Annotated in this window: 20 protein-coding genes and 1 pseudogene; 8 read left to right on the top strand and 13 right to left on the bottom strand. The window is 64.7% G+C overall.

The genetic code is table 11. The features are described 5' to 3' along the window. Position 1 precedes the first annotated feature (1 nt). Genes AWB75_RS13285 through AWB75_RS13275 form a run of 3 tightly spaced genes read left to right on the top strand, consistent with a single transcriptional unit; the run spans position 2 to position 3,302 of the window. The gene (locus AWB75_RS13285) at positions 2–2,206 is read left to right on the top strand and encodes an FUSC family protein (protein WP_061124548.1); all 2,205 of its coding nucleotides are present in this window, start codon (positions 2–4) and stop codon (positions 2,204–2,206) included. Continuing rightward, positions 2,193–2,396 (top strand): DUF1656 domain-containing protein, encoded by a 204-nt coding sequence (locus AWB75_RS13280; RefSeq protein ID WP_014191041.1) that lies wholly within the window; start codon positions 2,193–2,195, stop codon positions 2,394–2,396. The genes AWB75_RS13285 and AWB75_RS13280 overlap by 14 nt, the downstream gene beginning before the upstream one ends. A 42-nt stretch (positions 2,397–2,438) precedes the next feature. Further along, positions 2,439–3,302 (top strand): efflux RND transporter periplasmic adaptor subunit, encoded by an 864-nt coding sequence (locus tag AWB75_RS13275; protein WP_061124720.1) that lies wholly within the window; start codon positions 2,439–2,441, stop codon positions 3,300–3,302. A 74-nt stretch (positions 3,303–3,376) separates the two neighbouring features. Here the strand turns inward: AWB75_RS13275 and AWB75_RS13270 are convergent, their stop codons facing one another. From AWB75_RS13270 to AWB75_RS13210, 13 genes are all read right to left on the bottom strand, one after another. Next, positions 3,377–4,198: an ABC transporter substrate-binding protein gene (locus tag AWB75_RS13270; protein ID WP_061124547.1), complete on the bottom strand. Its 822-nt coding sequence runs from the start codon at positions 4,196–4,198 to the stop codon at positions 3,377–3,379. Between the two features lie 155 nt (positions 4,199–4,353). Then, entirely contained in the window at positions 4,354–5,370 is a 1,017-nt protein-coding gene (gene astE, locus AWB75_RS13265; RefSeq protein ID WP_061124546.1) for a succinylglutamate desuccinylase, read from the bottom strand. Beyond that, positions 5,354–6,694, bottom strand: coding sequence for an N-succinylarginine dihydrolase (gene astB, locus AWB75_RS13260; protein WP_061124719.1), 1,341 nt, complete (start codon positions 6,692–6,694; stop codon positions 5,354–5,356). Before astB ends, astE begins: the two co-directional genes overlap by 17 nt. A 27-nt stretch (positions 6,695–6,721) precedes the next feature. Next, complete coding sequence (gene astD / locus AWB75_RS13255) at positions 6,722–8,194, bottom strand: succinylglutamate-semialdehyde dehydrogenase (RefSeq protein ID WP_407642147.1); 1,473 nt, start codon at positions 8,192–8,194, stop codon at positions 6,722–6,724. A gap of 12 nt (positions 8,195–8,206) precedes the next feature. Next, complete coding sequence (gene astA, locus AWB75_RS13250) at positions 8,207–9,235, bottom strand: arginine N-succinyltransferase (protein ID WP_061124545.1); 1,029 nt, start codon at positions 9,233–9,235, stop codon at positions 8,207–8,209. Continuing rightward, on the bottom strand, positions 9,232–10,278 hold the full coding sequence (gene aruF, locus AWB75_RS13245) for an arginine/ornithine succinyltransferase subunit alpha (protein WP_061124544.1): 1,047 nt from the start codon (positions 10,276–10,278) through the stop codon (positions 9,232–9,234). Before aruF ends, astA begins: the two co-directional genes overlap by 4 nt. A gap of 28 nt (positions 10,279–10,306) precedes the next feature. After that, positions 10,307–11,533 carry an aspartate aminotransferase family protein gene (locus AWB75_RS13240; protein WP_061124717.1) on the bottom strand — a complete coding sequence of 409 codons (1,227 nt, stop codon included), beginning with the start codon at positions 11,531–11,533 and terminating at the stop codon, positions 10,307–10,309. Between the two features lie 102 nt (positions 11,534–11,635). Then, a complete protein-coding gene (locus AWB75_RS13235; protein ID WP_061124716.1) occupies positions 11,636–12,607 on the bottom strand; it encodes a GlxA family transcriptional regulator in 972 nt (323 codons plus the stop codon). 52 nt (positions 12,608–12,659) lie between these two features. After that, positions 12,660–13,451: an ABC transporter ATP-binding protein gene (locus AWB75_RS13230; protein WP_061124543.1), complete on the bottom strand. Its 792-nt coding sequence runs from the start codon at positions 13,449–13,451 to the stop codon at positions 12,660–12,662. Positions 13,452–13,505: 54 nt separating this feature from the next. Next, positions 13,506–14,240 carry an ABC transporter permease gene (locus AWB75_RS13225; protein WP_061124542.1) on the bottom strand — a complete coding sequence of 245 codons (735 nt, stop codon included), beginning with the start codon at positions 14,238–14,240 and terminating at the stop codon, positions 13,506–13,508. A 23-nt stretch (positions 14,241–14,263) separates the two neighbouring features. After that, positions 14,264–14,953: an ABC transporter permease gene (locus AWB75_RS13220; RefSeq protein WP_061124541.1), complete on the bottom strand. Its 690-nt coding sequence runs from the start codon at positions 14,951–14,953 to the stop codon at positions 14,264–14,266. 248 nt (positions 14,954–15,201) lie between these two features. Then, positions 15,202–15,603: a hypothetical protein gene (locus AWB75_RS13215; protein ID WP_061124540.1), complete on the bottom strand. Its 402-nt coding sequence runs from the start codon at positions 15,601–15,603 to the stop codon at positions 15,202–15,204. A gap of 59 nt (positions 15,604–15,662) precedes the next feature. After that, the gene (locus AWB75_RS13210) at positions 15,663–17,261 is read right to left on the bottom strand and encodes an EAL domain-containing protein (RefSeq protein WP_061124539.1); all 1,599 of its coding nucleotides are present in this window, start codon (positions 17,259–17,261) and stop codon (positions 15,663–15,665) included. Positions 17,262–17,525: 264 nt separating this feature from the next. On the opposite strand from AWB75_RS13210, the gene AWB75_RS13205 reads away from it, so the two are divergent. The 5 genes and pseudogenes from AWB75_RS13205 to AWB75_RS38470 form a co-directional block, all read left to right on the top strand. Further along, complete coding sequence (locus AWB75_RS13205; protein WP_087086607.1) at positions 17,526–18,059, top strand: GNAT family N-acetyltransferase; 534 nt, start codon at positions 17,526–17,528, stop codon at positions 18,057–18,059. A 47-nt stretch (positions 18,060–18,106) separates the two neighbouring features. Continuing rightward, positions 18,107–18,700: an IMPACT family protein gene (locus AWB75_RS13200; protein WP_061124538.1), complete on the top strand. Its 594-nt coding sequence runs from the start codon at positions 18,107–18,109 to the stop codon at positions 18,698–18,700. Then, on the top strand, positions 18,697–19,032 hold the full coding sequence (locus AWB75_RS13195; RefSeq protein ID WP_061124537.1) for a 2Fe-2S iron-sulfur cluster-binding protein: 336 nt from the start codon (positions 18,697–18,699) through the stop codon (positions 19,030–19,032). The genes AWB75_RS13200 and AWB75_RS13195 overlap by 4 nt, the downstream gene beginning before the upstream one ends. 171 nt (positions 19,033–19,203) lie before the next feature. After that, positions 19,204–19,416 (top strand): 30S ribosomal protein S21, encoded by a 213-nt coding sequence (rpsU, locus tag AWB75_RS13190; protein WP_006999077.1) that lies wholly within the window; start codon positions 19,204–19,206, stop codon positions 19,414–19,416. A gap of 497 nt (positions 19,417–19,913) precedes the next feature. Beyond that, positions 19,914–20,161: pseudogene (locus AWB75_RS38470) on the top strand (hypothetical protein); the annotation flags it as partial.

The following is a 20,161-nucleotide window of genomic DNA, read 5'->3' as shown; positions in this document are numbered from 1 at the left end:
CATGTCCACGTCCGCTTCTATCATCGAACGTCAGTCGCTCCGGCATGCCTTGCTCGACTGGGCGCGCACCGACGGCCTCGCGTGGGTCTACATCTTCAAGGCGGTGCTCGCGGCGCTGCTGTCGCTGTGGATCGCGATGCGCCTCGACATGGCGCAGCCGCGCACCGCGATGACCACCGTTTTCGTCGTGATGCAGCCCCAAAGCGGCATGGTGCTGGCAAAGAGCTTCTACCGTTTCTGCGGAACGATGGTCGGCCTCGTCGTGATGATGGTCTTCATCAGCCTGTTCTCGCAGCAGCCCGTGCTGTTCCTTTCGGCGACGGCGCTCTGGGTCGGCGTCTGCACCGCGGGCGCGGCGCGCAATCGCAACTTCCGCTCGTACGGCTTCGTGCTCGCGGGCTACACGGCGGCGCTGATCGGCATTCCGGCGGCGCAGCATCCGGATGGCGCGTATCTGTCGGCGTTGACAAGGGTCAGCGAAGTGACGCTCGGCATCGTCTGCGCGGGCGCCGTGAGCGCGCTCGTCTTTCCGCAACATGCGGGCGAGCAGGTGCGCACCACGGTGCGCCGCCGCTTCACGCAGTTCGTCGATTACGTGTGCCGCGCGCTGTCGGGCGACATGGCGCGCGCGCAGATCGAACGGACCAATCTCGCGTTCGTGTCGGATATCGTCGGCTTCGAGGCCGCGCGCAGCGTCGCGGTATTCGAGAACCCCGAGTCGCGCATGCGCGGCGGGCGCCTCGCGCGCCTGAACAGCGAGTTCATGAGCGCATCGACGCGCTTTCACGCGCTGCATCAGTTGATGAACCGGCTGCGCGAAAACGCATCGGCGACGACCATCGCGGCGCTCGAGCCGTTCTTTCGCGAAGTGCCGCCGCTCTTTTCCTTATCGGGCGAACCGGTGAGAAACGCCGCCGACGCCGCGCACGCCGCCGCGCAGTTGCGCGACTACAAGACCGCCTTGCCGAAGCGCGTGTGGGCGACGCGCGCCGGGCTGGAAGCGAATCCGGACTTCGTGCAACTCGAATTCGACACGGCGGCGGAACTGCTTTACCGCTTCGTCGACGACATGCTCGCCTACGCCGAGACCTACGCGTCGCTCACTTCGCCATCGCACGAGCGCGAGCGCTGGATTGCGCGCTACGTGCCGAAGACGAACATGTTCGCGGCGGCGATTTCGGGCTTGCGCGGCGCGGCGGTGATGTTCATTCTCTCCGCATTCTGGATCGAGAGCGCGTGGCCGAGTGGCGGAACGATGGTGCTCGACGCGGCGGCCGTGTGCGCGCTGGCGTCGTCGTCGCCGCGGCCGGCGCTGATGTCGGCGCAAATGGCGATCGGCACGATGCTCGCGACCGTGGCCGGCATGATCGTCGTGTTCGGCGTGTTTCCGCATATCGAGGGCTTCGCGATGATGTGCGCCGCGCTCGCGCCCGCGCTCCTCTTCGGCGCGTACCTGAGCACGCGGCGCACGCTGGCGGGCGTGGGCGTAGGCTTCTGCATCTTCTTTTGCTTTCTCGCGGGGCCGGACAATCTCGTTCGTTACGATCCGACCGGCTTCATGAACGACGCGCTCGCGCTCGTTTTGTCGATGATCGTCGCGGCGATCGCGTTCGCCGTGCTCTTGCCGACCGATGCACCGTGGCTGCGTCACCTGTTGCTCGGCGATCTGCGGCGTGAAGTCGTCGGCGCGCGCCGCGGGCGTCTCTCGCGTCTCACGACGCACTTCGAAAGCCGCACGCGCGACCTGCTTGCGCAGATCAACGCGCTGCCCGCGAGCCGCCCGGAACAGCAACGTGACGCGCTGCAATGGCTTTTCGCGGTGCTCGAGTCTGGCAGCGCGGTGATCGATTTGCGGCGCGAGATGTCGGCAATGCCGCGCGAGGCGCACTACGCCGCGTCGATGCCGTGGCGACGCTCCGTCGATATGACGCTCGATGCCGTCGCGCGATTGTTCGACCGGCCGAACGCGACGCGCTTCGATGCCGCGCTTGCGGCGGCCGAACGCGCGATCGCCGATACGCAAGCGCTGCTCGCGCGGCTCACTGATTCACCGCGCGAGGAACGGCATCGGCTTCAGCGCATCGTGAGTCATCTGCATTTCATCCGCACCGCGCTGCTCGATCACGAATCGCCGTTCGCGCCATTTGCCCGGCATACCCGCGAGTGCAACGACACGCCCGAAGGAGCGTCCCATGCTGCCGCGTAACGTCTCGATCCTCGAAGCCTATGTACCGACGATCCTCCTGCTCTTCATCGCGGGCGCGATGATCACGTGGATCGTCGATCGCGCGCTCTCGCTGACGGGCCTCTATCGCGTGGTGTGGCATCCGGCGCTGTTTCGCGCGAGCCTGCTCGTGTGCATCTGCGGCGCGCTCGGGCTCTATGCGTATCGCTGATTGGCGGCATCACATTCATACAAGCTGAAGAAGAGTTGCATCATGATTCTGAGAAAAATCATCGGCCTGGTTCTGACCATCGCCATTTTCGCGGCCGCGCTCGTCATCGGACGCATGTTGTGGGTGCATTACATGGACGAGCCGTGGACGCGCGATGGCCGCGTGCGCGCGGACGTCGTCAACGTGGCGCCTGACGTGTCGGGTGCGGTCGTGCAGTTGCCGGTGCGTGACAACCAGCTCGTGAAGAAAGGCGATCTGCTGATGGAGATCGATCCGTCGCACTACGAGATTGCCGTCGAGCAGGCGCAGGCGAATGTCGCGGCGCGCGCCGCCGAATTGCGCATGCGCCGCGCGGACGCCGCGCGCCGCGCCGACATGGACAGTCTCGTCGTGTCGAAGGAAGCGCGCGAAAACGCGATGCAGACCGCATCGACCGCACAGGCGCAGTTGCAGCAGGCGCAGGCCGCGCTCGACGCCGCGAAGCTCAATCTCGAACGCACGAAAGTGTTTTCGCCGGTGGACGGCTACGTGACGAACCTGAACGTGTTTCGCGGCGACTACGCGACGGCGGGCGCGGCCAAGCTCGCGATCGTCGACAGTCATTCGTTCTGGGTCTATGGCTATTTCGAGGAAACGAAGCTGCCGCACGTGCGAATCGGCGACAAGGCTTCGGTTCGATTGATGAGCGGCGGCGAGTTGAAGGGGCACGTCGAGAGCATCTCGCGCGGCATCTACGACCGCGACAATCCGCAAAGCCGCGAACTGCTTGCGGATGTGAATCCGACCTTCAACTGGGTGCGGCTCGCGCAGCGCGTGCCAGTGCGCGTGCATATCGACGAGGTGCCGGATGGCGTGTTGTTGAGTGCGGGGACGACGGCGACCGTGATCGTCACGCCGTCGATGTGACCACCCTTCACTGACAAAAAAGCCCCGCACGGGATCACTCCCGAGCGGGGCTTGTCACTTGCGGCGACGCCGCCTTACTTCAACACCACCTTCACATCGAAATACTTCGCGGCGAAGCGCTCGATGGTCCCGTCGTCCTTCAGTTCCTTCAGCGCGCGATTGAGCGCGTCCTTCAACGCCTTGTCGTTCTTGCGCACGCCGAAGCCCACGCCGGCGCCGAGCAGCTTGTCATCCGACACTGCCGGACCCGCGAACGCGAAACCCGCGCCCTGCGGCTGCTTCAGGAAGCCCTTCGACGCCGCCTCGGCATCCTGGAACGCCGCATCTAGACGCCCCGACGCCAGGTCGGCGTAGATCTGGTCCTGCGCCTGATACGACGCGACATCGATGCCTGCGGGCGCCCACTTCGCCTTCGCGTATGTTTCCTGAATCGAGCCCTGCAGCACGCCGACGCGTTTGCCCTTCAGACCATCGACGGTCGGCTGGATCGTGCTGCCCTTCTTCGCGATCAGCTGATTCGGGATCGTGTAGATCGGATCGGTGAAGTCGATCGCGACCTTGCGCTTGTCGGTGATGGTCATGTCCGAGTTGATGCCATCGAACTTGCGCGCCTGCAACGCGGGAATCAGTCCGTCGAACGAATTCTCGACCCACACGCATTTCATCTTCAGCTTCGCGCACACGGCGTTGCCGATGTCGATATCGAAGCCCATCAGCTCGCCGCCCGGCGACTTCGACTCGAACGGCGCATACGACGCCTCGACGCCGAAGCGCAATTCCTTCATGTTCTCGGCCGCGTGCGCGTTCAATGCGGCAACGCCCGTGACGACGGTCGCGCCCAGCACCGCGAACGCGGCGAGCTTGCGGCTGATCCAATGCGATTTTTTCAACTTCATCTCCTTCCAGTGCGGTTCAATCAGATGTCCGATGCGGTTTCTCGCCGTCGATGAAACATCGCGGCACAAAAATCCACGTTCAAACGCGAGAGCGCGAGTCGATGCGACGCGCCGAACATTGGGGCGCGATTGTAGCGCGCGAACGCGCAGGCGTTTCAGTCGAGAGAGGCGAGCGTGGCGTCGGTCGTATCGATGACCATGAGACCGGCGCGCAAGCCCGGCTTCACCTTCGGATTCGGAAACACGATGCGCTCTTCATCGTGCGACACGCGATAGCGATATTCGCCGTCGCGCGCGAGTTCGGTGCCTATGGGAAACGCCGTGAAATTCGGCACATCGCTCGCGACGTTCAGCACGAAGTGCTCGCTTTGCTTGTCGATCTGCGCGACGACCGTGAACACGCGCAACGGCGCGTTCTCCGACGCCCCGACGCCCGCGATCAGCCTGCGCAACGCCGCATCCGACGCCGCAAAGCGCGCCAGCGCGTTCTGGCCGAACGGCCGCACCTTGCCGAGTTCCAGCGTGCACGCGAGCGCGCCCGCTTGCTGCGCGGTGAAATGCGTAAACGTGTTGCCCTTCTCGCGATGCAGCAGCACGGCTTGCAGACGCGCATCGCGGAGCCAGTCGAACATCGCGCGGGCGAGCGGCGCGCCCGTGTGCGGCAGCAATGCAAATTGCTCGAACACGGAGGCGCGGATCGCCGTATGCATGTCGATGTGCCATTTCGGATGCGCGGCGTCATCGAAGAACTTCAGCGCGGCGTTCTCCAGTTCTGCGGCGCGCGGCGCCTCGCGGCTTCCCGCCAAGCTTGCGTGACGTCCACTGAAAAGCCGATTGAGATCGTCGTCGATATAACGTTCGCCCGCGCGCATCGCGCCGATGTTCCCGAGGATCACGAGCGTGCGCGCGGCAAGCGGCGCGCGTCCGTTCGCGATATCCGCGACGAGCAGCGACAGCATTTCGATGGGCGCGGTTTCATCGCCATGAATGCCCGCCGATGCAATCACGCTGTGCGTCGGCGCTTTGGCGGGTTCGAGCAGCAATACGCCCTCGCCTTGCCATGTCCATCGCACACCCGAAGGCGCGACGCCGCTTGCGACGGAAGGCCGTCCGCCCGCGAGCGTGAACGCGAGAAAATCTTCGAGCAGAGACGAATCAGCGCTGGAAGTCATAGACGGAGCCAAGCCCGAGAATGGTGGTCAGCTCGTCGAGCGCGGCGCGCGATTCGGCGAGCAACTTCGGATCGGCGAGATCGGCGGGCGCGAGACGATCGCGATAGTGCCGGTCGATCCATGCGTCGAGCTTCGTGAACAGCGCGTCGTTGATCCATACGCGCGGATTGACCGCGGCGCGTTCGGCATCGTTCAGCACGACGCGCAGGCGCAAGCACGCCGGACCGCCGCCATTTTTCATGCTCTCGCGCAGATCGAAGACGAGCACTTCGTCGATCGGCGTCTTGCGCGAAGCGAGCGCATCCAGATACGCCGCCACGCGCGCATTCTCGCGGCATTCCTGCGGCACGACGAGCACTTGCCGGCCATCCGCGCCCGACAACAACTGACTGTTGAAGAGATACGACGAGACCGCGTCCTCCACGCTCACTTCGCTTTCCGGCACTTCGAGCGCGGTGAACGTCGTGCCTTGCGCGTCGAGCTTCGCGCGCAGTTCGTCGTAGACCTTGTGCTGGTCGACGAACGCGCGCTGATGGCAAAAGAGCGTCGTGCGATTGCCGACCGCGATCACGTCGTTGTGGAACACGCCGGCATCGATCACGTCGGGCGATTGCTGCGCGAACACGGTGGCATCGTCGGCGAGGCCGTGCAGACGCGCAACGGCGCGGCTCGCTTCGAGCGTCTGACGCGCGGGATAACGCTGCGGCTGCGGACCGCCGCCATATTCGCTGCGCCCGTACACGAAGAACTCGACGCCCTTCGCGTCGTACTCGCGCGCGAAACGCGTGTGGTTCGCCGCGCCTTCGTCGCCGAGCGCGGGCGTGCCGGGCAGCGCATGATGAATGCGAAAGCGCGCTTCATCGGCGAAGATCGCAGCAAGCGTCCGGCGCGTCTCGCCATGTTCGATCGCGCGATGCAGCTTCGCGGCGAGATTCGCAGGCGTGAAATGCACGCGCCCGTCAGCCGTATCCGCCGATGGACTCACGGTCGCGGCATTCGCCGTCCACATCGCCGATGCGGAACTGGCCGCGGCCAGCAACTCGGGCGCTTCGCGAGCGGCGCGCGCGACCACGGTGGCGTCGTCGCCTGTGAAGCCGACATCGCGCAGCAGCCTGATAGACGGACGTTCGAGCGGCGGCAGCACGCCCTGATGAAAACCGAGATCCGCGAGCTGCTTCATCTTGCGCAAGCCCTGCTTCGCGGCGGCCTTCGGATTCGCCACCGACTTCTCGTTGCTGCGCGACGCGACGTTGCCGAACGACAGTCCCGCGTAGTTGTGCGTCGGACCGACGAGCCCGTCGAAGTTCGCTTCGGTTGCAGACATGTTCATTCCCGATGCTTGAAACGTGACCTAGAACGCGAGACCCGGCGATACGCTCGCCGGCATCTGCAATTGCGCGCTTTCCACCGACGCCATCGGATACGAGCAGTAGTCGGCCGCGTAATACGCGCTGGGCCGCTGATTGCCCGACCGTCCGATGCCGCCGAACGGCGCCGCCGACGACGCGCCGTTCGTCGGCCGGTTCCAGTTGACGATGCCCGCGCGAATCGTGCGCTGGAAGTGCTTCCACGCGGCTTCGTCGTCGGCAAGCAGGCCCGCGGACAGGCCGTACGCGGTGTCGTTCGCGCGTTCGATGGCGTGATCGAAGGTCTTGTAGCGCGTGACCTGAACCATCGGACCGAAGTGTTCTTCGTCGGGCACATCGCGGGCGTCGGTGACGTCGAGAATCGCGGGCGACACGAGACCGAGATTGGCCGCGCGCTGCTTCATTTCGAGCAACGGCTTCGCGCCCGCCTCGATCAGCCGCGCCTGCGCATCGACGAGACGCGCCGCCGCGCGCGCGGAGATCACCGCGCCCATGTACGGCTGCGGCTCGTCGTCATGCTTGCCGACGCGAATGTTCGCGCTCACGTCGATGAAACGCTGCATGAAGCGCGAGCCGAAGGCATCGTCGGGCACGAAGAGACGGCGCGCGCATGTGCAGCGCTGACCCGCGGACAGAAACGCCGACTGAATCGTGTGATGCACGGCCGCGTCGATATCGTCGACGTTCGCGACGACGAGCGGATTGTTGCCGCCCATCTCGAGCGCGAGCACGATTTCCGGCCGTCCGCCGAACTGCTTGTGCAGCAGCGTGCCCGTGTCCGAGCTGCCGGTGAAGAACAATCCATCAATCTGCCGATGATTCGCGAGCGCGACGCCCGTATCTTTTTCGCCCTGCACGAGATTGAGCACGCCCGAAGGAAGCCCTGCCTGAATCCACAGCGCGACGGTCGCGGCGGCGACGCCGGGCGCTAGCTCAGACGGCTTGAACACGACCGCGTTGCCCGCGATCAGCGCCGGCACGATATGCCCGTTCGGCAAATGCCCCGGAAAGTTGTACGGTCCGAACACCGCGACGACGCCATGCGGGCGATGCCTGAGCACCGCGACGCCATCGGCCATCGGTGCGCGCTTTTCGCCTGTGCGCTCGTGATACGCCTGCACGGAGATATCGACTTTCGCGGCCATCGACGCGACTTCCGTGCGCGCTTCCCACAACGGCTTGCCGGTCTCGCGGCCGATGATGTTCGCGAGCGCTTCCTTGTTCTCGTTGAGCAAGGAGGCGAAGCGTTTCGCGACCGCGACGCGTTCATCGAAGGAAAGCCCGGACCACGATGCAAACGCACGCCGCGCCGACGACACCGCGCGATCCACGTCTTCCGCCGATGCGCTCTTGCCTTGCCAGACGGTTTCATCGGTGCCCGGATTGCGCGATGCGAACACCGCGCCCTGGCCTTCCTGCCACTGACCGCCGATATACAACTGATTCAAGATATCCATGTCGTGTCTCATTTACTTTGCGCGCGGATACGATGTGAGCACGCGCACTTGATCGCCTTCCTTTACCCGCAATGCGGCGGCTTCTTCGGAGCTCAGCAGGAACGCGCCGTCCTCGACCGCGCCCGTCGTCGCGCCGCAGCGGAAGTCTTCGAGCAGCGTGTTCGATACGAGGCTCTTCGCGTCGCTATCCGCGCGATGCTCGCCGATCTTCACGCGCGCCAGCACGCTCTCGCGCACCGTGCGCAAGTCGGCGATGTGGCATTCGAGCACCGGCCCGGCATCGAAGATATCGACGTGATTCTCGTAACGCAGCCCTTCGGCTTCGAGCATCTTGCGCGCGGGCGCGGTGTCCCTGTGCGTGACGCCGACCGCTCGTTGGGCGGCATCGGGCAGCAGGTCGAGATACACCGGATAGCGCGGCATCAGCTCGGCGACGAACGACTTCTTGCCGTGCGAGCTGAGGTAATCCGCTTCGTTGAAATCGATCTGATAGAAATGCGAGCCGACCGCGTTCCAGAACGGCGACTCGCCGTTGTCATCGAAATGGCCGCGCAATTCCGCGCACAAACGCTGCGGAAAACGATCCGGGAATTGCGCGATGAACATGAAGCGCGAGCGCGACAGCAAGCCGCCCACGCCCGCCGTGCGAAAACGCGGGCTCAGGAAAAGCGAGCACACTTCCGCATAACCCGTCAGATCGTGCGAGATGTTGAGCAGCGACATGCGCGTCCACACGCCCATGTCCTTGCTCGCATGCACGACCGTCGATACGCGATAGTTGTAGAACGGCTGCTCCAGCCCGACTTCCGTTTCGATGCCGCACACGCCGGCGACATCGCCCGTCGCGGTGTCTTCCATCACGAAGAGATAGCCGGCTTCGAACGCTTGCGCATCGCCGGTGAGCGTGCGGCGCGAACGTTCGACGCGTGCTTCCAGCGCGCCGCGATCCGGCTTGAACGTGGTCAGGCCCGGGCCCGTTTCCTGGGCGAGCGCGACGAGGGCATCGACATCGCCCGGCTGCGTGCAACGCACGACGATCATTGCAATTCTCCCGATGCCTGATGCAACGGCACGCAACGCACCGTGTCCTTGTCTTCCACCTCGAGCGCGCCGCGCGCTGCGGCACTGAGCGCTGCGCCGTCGGCGCGCGTGCCGGCCAGCGCGGTCACGATGCAGCGGAATTCGTGCGCGCCGCCCGCCGCGACGAGATACGGCGCACCGCTTGCCGACGCCGCCTCGCGCACCGTGCGCAGTTCGCCCGATGCCGCCGAGGCGCTCTTGCCGACCGCAATGGTGAGCACCGGGCCGGCATCGAAGATATCGACGAAACGGTCCGGCTCGAAGCCTTCTTCGAGGTGAATGTCGTATGCGAGCAGCGTGCTTTCGTTGGGCTCGCCGAGCACGCGCTGCGCCTCGCCGGGAAGCAGCGGCACGTAGAGCGGATAGCTCGGCATCACTTCGGCGATGAAGGTGCGGCTGCGTCCGCCCGATTCCATTTCGACCTGCTCGAAGTCGCGCCCGAAGAACTTGCGCCCGACCGCTTCCCAGAACGGCGACGCGCCGGCATCGTCGCTGACGCCGAGCATCAGCGAGAACACTTCGCTGGAGAAGCGCTTGCGGTTCGCGGCGATGTAGATCATCCGCGCGCGCGACAGCAGATGCGCCGCCGCTTCGTTCTCTTCACTGCGCAACGACGGATCGATATAGAAGCCCGTCAGCCGGCTCTTGCCCGTCAGCTCGTGCGACATCGTCAGCGCGTGGATCTTGCGGTTCACCTTGAGCTCGCGGGACGCGTGAATCAGCGCATCGTTGCGAAACGCGTAGAACGGCTCGGAATAACCCGCCGACGCGACGATGCTCGACGTGCCGAGCAGCCGGCCCGTTTGCGCATCCTCCAGCACGAAGAGATAGAACTCCTCGCCCGGAAATTCGACTTCGGCGCGAAACGAGTCTTCCGACAGCGCGACGCGCGTTTCGAGTGCGTGACGGTCGCGCGGCAGCGAATGCAGCACGGGCTGCGCCGCGCGCGCCATGCGCTGAAGCTCGTCGAGATCGGAGAGTCTTGCGGGACGGACGAATAGCATCATCGAATCCTTGTCTTTCGCTTCGCGCTCACTCGACGGCGGCCGTGCCGACCACCTGCTCGATCGCTTTCTCGAGGCGCGCGAAGCCTTCGTCGAGATCGGCCATCGGCATGATGAGCGACGGCGCGAAGCGCAGCACGTTCGGCCCCGCGATCAGCATGATGACGCCGTTCGCCGCCGCCGCATTGAGCACGTCCTTCGCGCGATCCTTGTACGTGCCGTTCAGTTCCGCGCCGATCAGGAGACCGCGTCCGCGGATCTCGCTGAACATGCCGAAGCGCTCGTTGATGCGCTCGAGATGCGCCTTGATCGCGCGGCTGCGCTCGTTCACGCCTTCGAGCAGCTTCGGATCGCTGATGAGCTCGACGACCTTCTCCGCGATCGATGCGCCCAGCGGATTGCCGCCATACGTCGTGCCGTGCACGCCGACCTTGAAGTGCGCGGCGATCTCGTTGGTGGTCAGCATCACGCCGATCGGAAAGCCGTTGCCGAGCGCCTTCGCGCTCGTGAGGATGTCGGGCGTCACGCCGTATTGCATGTACGCGTAAAACGTGCCCGTGCGGCCGACGCCAGTCTGCACTTCGTCGAAAATAAGCAGCGCGCCGTGCTTGTCGCACGCTTCGCGCAGGCCTTTCAGGAACGCGGGATCGGCGGGCAGCACGCCGCCTTCGCCCTGCACCGGCTCGACGATCACCGCGCACGTCTTCGGGCCGATCGCTTCGAGCGCCTTCGGCAGATCGTTGTACGGCAGATGACGGATGCCTGCGGGCTGAGGCCCGAAGCCTTCCGCATACTTCGGCTGGCCCCCGACGCTCACCGTGAAGAACGTGCGGCCGTGAAACGACTGCGTGAACGAGATGATCTCGATCTTGTCGTTGCCGTGGTTGTCGATCGCATAGCGGCGCGCGAGCTTGAGCGCGGCTTCGTTCGCTTCCGCGCCCGAGTTCGCGAAGAACGCGCGGTCGGCGAAGGTGAGTTCGGTCAGGCGTTTCGCGAGGCGCAACACCGGCGCGTTCGTGTAGCCGTTGCCGATATGCCAGAGTTTGTCGCCCTGTTCGTGCAGGATTTTCAGCAGTTCGGGATGGCCGTGGCCCAGCGCCGTCACCGCGATGCCGCCGGCGAAATCGACATAGTCGCGGCCTTCCGTGTCCCACACGCGCGAGCCGCGGCCCCGGTCGGGCACGAAATTGGCCGGCGCGAACACCGGGACCATTACCTCGTCGAACGTACCGCGATTCACATTGATGTCGGTCATGAGCCACTCCTCGGTTTTGAGCATTACGTTCGATATTAGGCAATCGCGCGCATTCCGTCTTGCGCGTTCGCGACATGCTTCGACGAGCTTTTTACAGCGGAATTACACGAAGTCCGGCGGCTCGATCAGCGCCCCGCCACGCGGCTCGTCGATTCCACCGCCGCGTTGCTTCTCGATCCAGTTGCGGCGCTCTTCGCGCGGCGTCACGCCGAAGCGGTCGCGATAAGCATTGGAAAAATGCGCCGCCGATGAAAACCCGCACGCGAGGCTGATCTGCACCACCGATTTGCTCGTGCGTTGCAACTGCGTGCGCGCCTTCGTGAGCCGCAGGTTGAGGTAATACTTCGACGGCATCGCGCCGAGATACTGGCGAAAGAGACGTTCGAGCTGCCTGCGCGAGATGCCGACGAGACTCGCGATTTCATCGGTGGCGAGCGGGTCTTCGATGTTCGCTTCCATCAGTTGCAGCGCATCGTTCAGGCGCGGATGACGCTCGCCCGGCGCGGTCACGAACGGAATGCGCTGACGTTCCGTGCCCGCGCGCAGCACGCCGATACCAAGCGAATCCGCGATGCGTTCCGCGAGATCCTGTCCGTGATCGCGCGCGATCATCGCGAGCATGAAGTCGATGCTCGCCTGTCCGCCTGAACAGGTCGCGCGGTCGCGGTCGATTTCGAAAATCTGCTGGCTGACGATGGAGCGCTCGAATTGCTCGATGAACTGCTGATACGTTTCCCAGTTCACCGCGACGCGATATTGCGCGAGCTGTCCGGCCATCGCGAGCCACCAGACGCCGTGATGAATGCCGGAAACGAGCGGCGTGCGCGGCGCGACACGCGCAAGACTCGCGAGAAAGAGCCGATAGTCCGCGAACTGCTGATAGCGCTCCGACACGACGATGAGCCAGTCGCAGCGCACGGTGTCGTTGAAGGCGCAATCGGCGGGGAGTTGCGCGCCGCCTGAAAGCGGCACGGCGCGGCCGTCCCAGGAACAGATGCGCCACTCGTAGAGACGATGCCCGTCGATTTCGTTGGCGAGAGCAAGCGTATCGACGATCGGCGCGATGCCGCTCATCGACACCGGCGGCAGCGCGACGATCGCCACTTGTGACGGCGAACCCGTCACGTTATTTCAGACTGCCCGAGAGGAACTGGCGCAGACGCTCGCTCTTCGGCGCGCTCAGCACTTCGGACGGCGCGCCCTCTTCTTCCGTGCGCCCCTGATGCAGGAACATCACGTGATTCGACACGTTGCGCGCGAAGCCCATTTCGTGCGTGACGACGATCATCGTGCGGCCTTCTTCCGCGAGACGCTGCATGACCTTCAGCACTTCCCCGACGAGCTCGGGATCGAGCGCGGACGTGGGTTCGTCGAAGAGCATGACGTCCGGGTGCATCGCGAGGGCGCGCGCAATCGCGACGCGCTGCTGCTGCCCGCCCGACAAGTGCGACGGATACTGCTTCTCGACGCGCGGCGGCAGGCCCACTTTCTCCAGATACTCACGCGCGCGGTCTTCGGCTTCCTTCTTCGATATGCCGAGCACGTGAAGCGGCGCTTCCATCACGTTCTCGATGGCCGTCATGTGCGACCACAGGTTGAAGTGCTGGAAGACCATCGCGAGCTTGGTGCGCACGCGCTGCAACTGCTTGTGATCGGCGACTTCGAGATTGCCGGTCTTGTCGGCTTTCGTGCGCACGGCTTCACCGTCGACGATGATCTGCCCCGCGTTCGGCCGTTCGAGAAAGTTGATGCAGCGCAGGAACGTGCTCTTGCCCGAGCCGCTCGCGCCGATGATGCTGATCACGTCGCCCGCCTTCGCGGCAAGCGAGACGCCCTTCAACACTTCGTTGTCGCCGTAGCGCTTGTGAATGTCCTCGGCGACGAGCTTGGTCGCGACGTCTTTGGCGGTTGGCTCCAACGCTTTCTCCTCGGGTGATGACAGGGTTTGATCTGGCGGTTCGAATTCTAACGCTCAGGCGCGACGGACCGCGCGCGCCGCGCCCGCCGGCCGCAGATACGCGAGCCAGCGCTGCTCGGCGCGCCGGAACGCCGCAACCAGCGCGAACGAGATCGCGATATACAAAAGCGCCGCGATGCCGAACGATTCGAACGACTGATAGGTCGCCGAGTTGGCGTCGCGCGCGACCTTCAGAATGTCCGGTACCGTGGCCGTGAATGCGACGGTCGTCGCGTGCAGCATCAGGATCACTTCGTTGCTGTACAAAGGCAAGGCGCGGCGCAGCGCGGACGGCAGGATCACGCGGCGGTACATCGTGAACGTGCTCATGCCGTAGGCGCGCGCGGCTTCCACTTCGCCGTGAGCAATCCCGCGGATCGCGCCGGCGAAGATTTCCGTCGTGTAGGCGCACGTGTTCAGCGCGAAGGCGAGGATCGCGCAGTTGAAGCCGCTGCGAAAGAACGCTTCGAGCAGCGACTGCGTGCGCACGAATTCCAGGCTGTACATGCCCGTGTAGAGCAAGAGCAATTGCACGTAGAGCGGCGTGCCGCGGAACACGTAGGTGTAGAGGCGCACGGGCGTCGAGAGCCAGCGGTTTCTCGACACGCGCATGCACGCGAGCGGCACCGCCGCGCAAAAGCCGAGCGCGATCGACACCACGAGCAGCCACAACGTGACGACGAGACCCGACGCGCGCATGCCATCGGAATAAAGAAACGGGCGCCAGTATTCGGCGAAGATCTGGATCATGGCTTGTCGCTCGTTAGCGGGGGTCAGAGTTCGGCGTGCCGCACGCCGATCGAATAGCGCCGTTCGAGCGCCATCAGCACGAGATTCGATGCGCTCGTGATCACGAGATAGATGAGCGCCGCGATCAGGATGAAGAAGAACATGTTGAACGTGCTCTTGCCCGCGTCCTGCGCGGCCTTCACGACATCCGCGAGACCGATGATCGACACGAGCGCCGTCGCCTTCACGAGCACCTGCCAGTTGTTGCCGATGCCCGGCAGCGCGAAACGCATCATCTGCGGAAAGAGAATGCGGCCGAACACGCGCATGCCGCTCATGCCGTACGCGCTGCCTGCTTCGAGCTGTCCGCGCGGCACGGCGAGAAACGCGCCGCGAAACGTCTCGGTGAAATACGCGCCGTAGATGAAACCGAGTGTGAGCACGCCGGCGGTGAACGGATCGATGTCGAACTGATCCCAGCCGAACGCATCGGTGAAATGGTTCACCGCGATCTGGATGCTGTAGAACAGCAGCAGCATCAGGACGAGATCGGGTACCGAGCGGATGAGCGTCGTGTAGCCGGTCGCGATGGCGCGCAGCGAGCCATGACGCGAGAGTTTCGCGGATGCGCCCGCGAGCCCGAGCAGCACCGATACCGCGAGAGACAGCACCGCGAGCGCGAGCGTCGCTTTGGCGCCCGCCCAAAGGAGCGGGCCGAAACCGTGCAGGAACAAGAGGCGCCTCCATCGTCTTTCGTTGAAAGAAGCGGAGCGCGCGTGTTTGAACGTGAACGCCGCTCCGTCGATTGGTGGCGATACTCGCAAGCGAAAATCAATCGCTCAATTGCAATAGCAAGGTTTTGTTGCGATGCAGCACGGTGACGGTTCGCGCCGCGCGACGGTCAGATGCCCGTGGCGCAACGCGATGCGCGTGGAACAGACTGGAAAACCCGCACACGCGCGGCGGACGGAATTTGCGCTTTTCAGGTCGCTTTTCCGATAGACCGAACGAGCTGCGCCACCTGTCCGTTCGCCATCGCGATTTCGGGGCTGTCCTGCAGCAGCGGCAGGAATTGCTCCGCGAAGGCGGGATCGCGCGTGCCTGCGCTGAACATGTCGACGACCGCTCGCGCGTGCCCGATCCGCGCGTCGGCGGTGGCTTCGTCGTCATCGAGGACATCGTCGATGGCGGCGATCAGCGTCGACAACGGCGCGAGCCAGCGATACGCCGAGCCGTTGATCACGATCTGCAGGAATTCGCCCGGCGACACCGGCCCGAACTCGGCCTCGTGCCGCGCGCGCAGACGCGCGAGCACGCTGCGATGAAGCGCGAGCAGCGGATGCCGTACGTCGCGCAGGAAAGCGGTGGCGGTCTGGTCGTTCATGGTCGGGCCTCGTCTGGAAACATCCTAAATATGGACGATCCGCCTTCGATCAAGCACGATCAGGCGCCGCGCGTCTTGCCCGCATAGCGGATGAATTCCGCGGCCGACAGCGGCGGCGAGAAGAGCCAGCCCTGCCCGAACCGCGCGCCGCGGGCATGCAGATACGCCGCCTGCTCCTCGCGCTCGATGCCTTCGGCGATCACCTGCACGTCCAGCGTCGCGGCCATGTCGATGATGTGCGACGCGACGCTGGAAGATGCGGCGTCCTGGCCTATCGTATCGACGAAAGACTTGTCGATCTTCAGGCCGTCGATGCGAAACGTTTGCAAATGCGACAGGCTCGAATAGCCGGTGCCGAAATCGTCGAGATAGACGGCGTGGCCCGCTTCCCGGAATGCGCTGATGACTTCCTTGGCGGCGTCGGCGTCGAGGAAGCTGCGCTCCGTCGCCTCGATGCGGATCTGCGCCGGCCGCAGGCCCTGATGCGCGATCGCGGGGCCGAGCACGTCGAGAAAGCGGTGCGTCGTGAGATCCGGCGCGGAGAGATTCACCGAGACGTAGTACTCCGGGTAGCGCTTAAGAAACTCGCCGAGTTCGAACAGGATGGTGTCGAGCACCTGATCGGTGATCGCCTGGATCAGCCCGCGATGCTCCGCGAGCGGAATGAAATGATCGGGCCGCACGATGCGGTCGTGGTATTTCCAGCGCACGAGCGCTTCGGCGCCGACACAGCGGCGCGTCCCGAGATCGACGATCGGCTGATACGCGACGATGAACTGATGCCGCCGCACGGCATCGCTCAACTGGCCGCGCGGAGACAATCTGCGCACGATGAAAAACGCCGCCCAGCCCGCGGCCAGCAGCCCCGCCGCAAGACCGCCGAGCAGCCAGCCCCACGGCAGCGTGCGCACGCGCTGGCGCAGCGTCTGCTGCGGCGCGCTCACGACGACCGCGAGCGGCATCGACACGGAGCGCCGCACGACGTACGGCGGGCAGTCGGGTTCAGGCTCGGGGGCGGGCCGCGCGGTGCGATACACGGCAAGCATGGCGGCAGCGTCGGTGGCGGGCGTGGTCGCGATCACGCGGCTCACTTCGGTGTTGATGACGCCGACGCCGCTCGCGGGATCGCCGAGCGCTTCCAGACTGTCGACATAGAGCGAAGGGTCGGCCGCGACGTAGAAGCCGTCGCGGCCCATCACGAGCGAGGTTTTGCCGCCCGGCAGACGCGCGAGGCCGTACCAGGCCATCACGCCGTCGCGCGAGCGCCAGTCGGGCGGCGGCAGCGTGAGGCCGTCGAGCGTGCCCGCCGATACCGCGCCGAGCAGCGACGAACATTGCCAGCGGCCGTCGCGATCGTACGCGCCGGCATCGCGCACCTGTTCGTGCGTGAGCGCGATGCGCCGCAGTTCCTTGAGATACGGCGGCGAACACGGCGCCGCCGCCACTTTGCCGATCTCGCCGAGCGCGCCCGACAGGCGCCGCGTCACGTCCTCGGCGCGATTGAGCGCGGCATCGGCGACCGTGTTCAGGCGTTCGGCCGCCTCATGCCGCTGACTGCGCTGTGCGAACAAAAAGCCGATCCCCGCCGGCGCCAACGCCGCAATCAATACGATGACGATCAAAAGCGCCGCCAGCGCCCCACGTTGAATGTTGTTCATTGCCTGTTATGGACCGCGGCGCGAGGCAGATCGCGCGCGCGTTTTCTGTTTCCTGCCCGACGCCGCCGCCTGCTTCGCGCCGCGCCTCGCGCAGTCTCGGACAAACGACTTAGTGTAGGGGCCGCGCATCGCCCGGTTCAACGTTTTCTTTGCCCGAAAGCTGAACCATTTGGTGGGCTTCCGCACGGCCCGCAGGCCCTTTTTTTGCCGTCGACGCCCCGTGCGAGAATCGCCAGACGAGAAACCGCCTTTTCTTTCTGCCGTATGACAAACATGGCCTCACACGATCGCCCCCGCCTACTGGTGCGCGACGCCGCTTCCGGCGACTTCGACGCCATCGCGCGCATCTATTCGCACTATGTCGAACACGCGCTCGCCACGTTCGAAGAGACCGCGCCTTCCGTCGACGACATGCGCGCCCGGCACGCGGCGATCGCGGCGGCGGGCTTGCCGTATGTCGTCGCCGAACTCGATGGCGCGGTGGCGGGTTACGCGTATGCGTCGGCGTACCGGCCGCGCTCGGCTTACCGCCATACGATCGAGGATTCGGTCTATGTCGCCGATGGTTATGGCGGGCGCGGCATCGGCTTCGCGCTGCTCACCGCGCTCATCGATCGGTGCGAGCGCGGCCCGTGGCGGCAAATGATCGCGGTGATCGGCGACAGCGGCAACGCGGGATCGATCGCGCTACATGCGCGGCTCGGCTTCGAGCATGTCGGCGTGCTGCGGCGCGTCGGCTTCAAGCACGGACGATGGGTCGATACCGTGCTGATGCAGCGCGCGCTCGACGCATCCTGACGCCGGTTCGATAAGATTCGATATTTGCATCCCGCGCGGTCCAAGCCTTGCCGACCTATACCCTCTCCTCTCCCGTCAGCGCCGAAATCGACATTCGCAAGAGCCGCTTCATCGCGCTCGCGATTCCCGTCGCGGATCGCGATGAAGCCATGCGCGAGCTCGAACGCCTGCGCGCCGAGCATCCGGGCGCGACGCACGTCTGCTGGGCGCTGCTCGCGGGCGGGCAGTCGGGCATGTCCGACGACGGCGAGCCTTCCGGCACCGCCGGGCGGCCGATTCTCGAAGTCTTGCGGCATCACGAAGTCGATGGCGTGCTGGCCGCCGTCGTGCGCTATTACGGCGGCATCAAGCTGGGCGCGGGCGGGCTCGTGCGCGCCTACACCGATGCGATCGCGAGCGCGATGCAGCGGGCGGAGCGTGTCGAGCGTATCGAGCGCGGGCTGATCAGCATCGAAATCGATTACGCCGATGAAGCGCGCGTGCGCCGCTGGATCGAGCAGCACGATGCGGAACTCGTGCAGAGCGAATACGGGATGACGGTGCGCCTTGTCGCACGAATGGCCGCCGCCGTGCGCGAGCCGGCCGCCGCCGAATTGCGCGATCTCACGAACGGTCGCGCGGGGGTCGAGGTGCAGGCGTGACGGACGCGGCGCGCGCTTTCGCGATGATCATCGAGCCTGGCGGGCACTTCGTCGCGGCGAGAGACGGCGAGACGCTTCTCGAGGCTGCGTTGCGTGCCGGACTGTCGCTGCCGCGATCGTGCCGCAACGGGACTTGCCGCGCCTGCATGTGCCGGCTGGTCGATGGCGAGATCGACTATCGCGTCGAGTGGCCGGGCCTCACCGCCGAGGAAAAGGCCGGCGGCTGGATTCTGCCGTGCGTCGCGCTTGCGAAATCGGATGTGACGATCGATCAGCCGGATACGCGTGAGCGTGTGCCTGACCCGCGGCCGGTCCGCTCGCGCGGGTTCTGAGCATTCACTGCGGGTATCTCGGGATTGTTGTCTCGATTCAACGACCTACGATGTGATTCCCGAGTCCGCCTACGCACGCTTAAGTACAAAGTGCGTGCAGGATGACTCTCAAAAAGTGTACAATTGCGTTTGCCCTAAATTTCTGGCAGGGCCAGATCAACCGAGATTTCAATGACTAAAGTACTGTTGAAAGAGAACGAGCCTTTCGACGTCGCCATGCGTCGTTTTCGCCGTACCGTCGAACGCACGGGCCTGATTCAAGAGCTCAAGTCGCGCATGGCTTATGAAAAGCCGACCACCGAGCGCAAGCGCAAGAAAGCTGCTGCTGTCGCTCGTCTGCGTAAGCAGATCCGTCGCGCGCAATTGCCGAAGAAGTTTTATTGATTGACGCCGGGCTTTTGGCCCTGGTCTGTCTGGCAACGTGAGATCGATCGGGTCGCGGATTCATGCGCTAGTCGCGTGAAAGCTCGCGAATTCTGCGTACTTTGTTGCGCCCCGAAGGTTACAGTTGGTAAGATCGCACAAAGCCTGCATGAGTAAATGCTCATGCAGGCTTTTCGTGCTGGGGTTGGGGTTTTGGTGTTGGGGGTGCCCGAACGGGTCGGGCAAAATGTGATTCGTTAAACACGGGCGCACAAAAGCAAAAAGCCCGGCTGAGCCGGGCTTTTTGCTTGAATATTTGGTTGCGGGGGCTGTGTCCGTGTTATGGCGCGCGCAATATGAGAGGGAACAGGGGATGTTTGTCGCGCGGACGGCGAGAACGATGTTCTGAACTTTTCCGCGCGTAGCGCGCGACGCTGCAGGCGTAAAGAAGGCCGATGCACCTCTGGTATCGTGCGACGTTGTCCAGACCCCGCACGCTTTCCAGAACTGACCGGCCTATGCATCGTATCGTACACGCCCATCGCGCGCTGGAGCAACACCAGCGCGCCATCCTTTCCACGCTCGAATCCTACCGTCCGCCACGTTGTCCGCACTGTGGCGTCGCCAGCCTTTGGGGGCATGGCTCTTACGACCGCAAGGCTGATCGCAGCGCAGCCGGTGCCCTGAATCCCGTTCTGGTGCCACGCTTTCGCTGCACGGCGTGCTGCCGTACCTGTTCGCGCCTGCCGCTGTGCTTCTGCCCGCG

This window comes from Caballeronia catudaia (assembly GCF_001544755.2).
Classification (GTDB): domain Bacteria; phylum Pseudomonadota; class Gammaproteobacteria; order Burkholderiales; family Burkholderiaceae; genus Caballeronia; species Caballeronia catudaia.
Note: the sequence above shows the minus strand (reverse complement) of the source record. Positions and strands in the feature narration are given on the sequence as shown.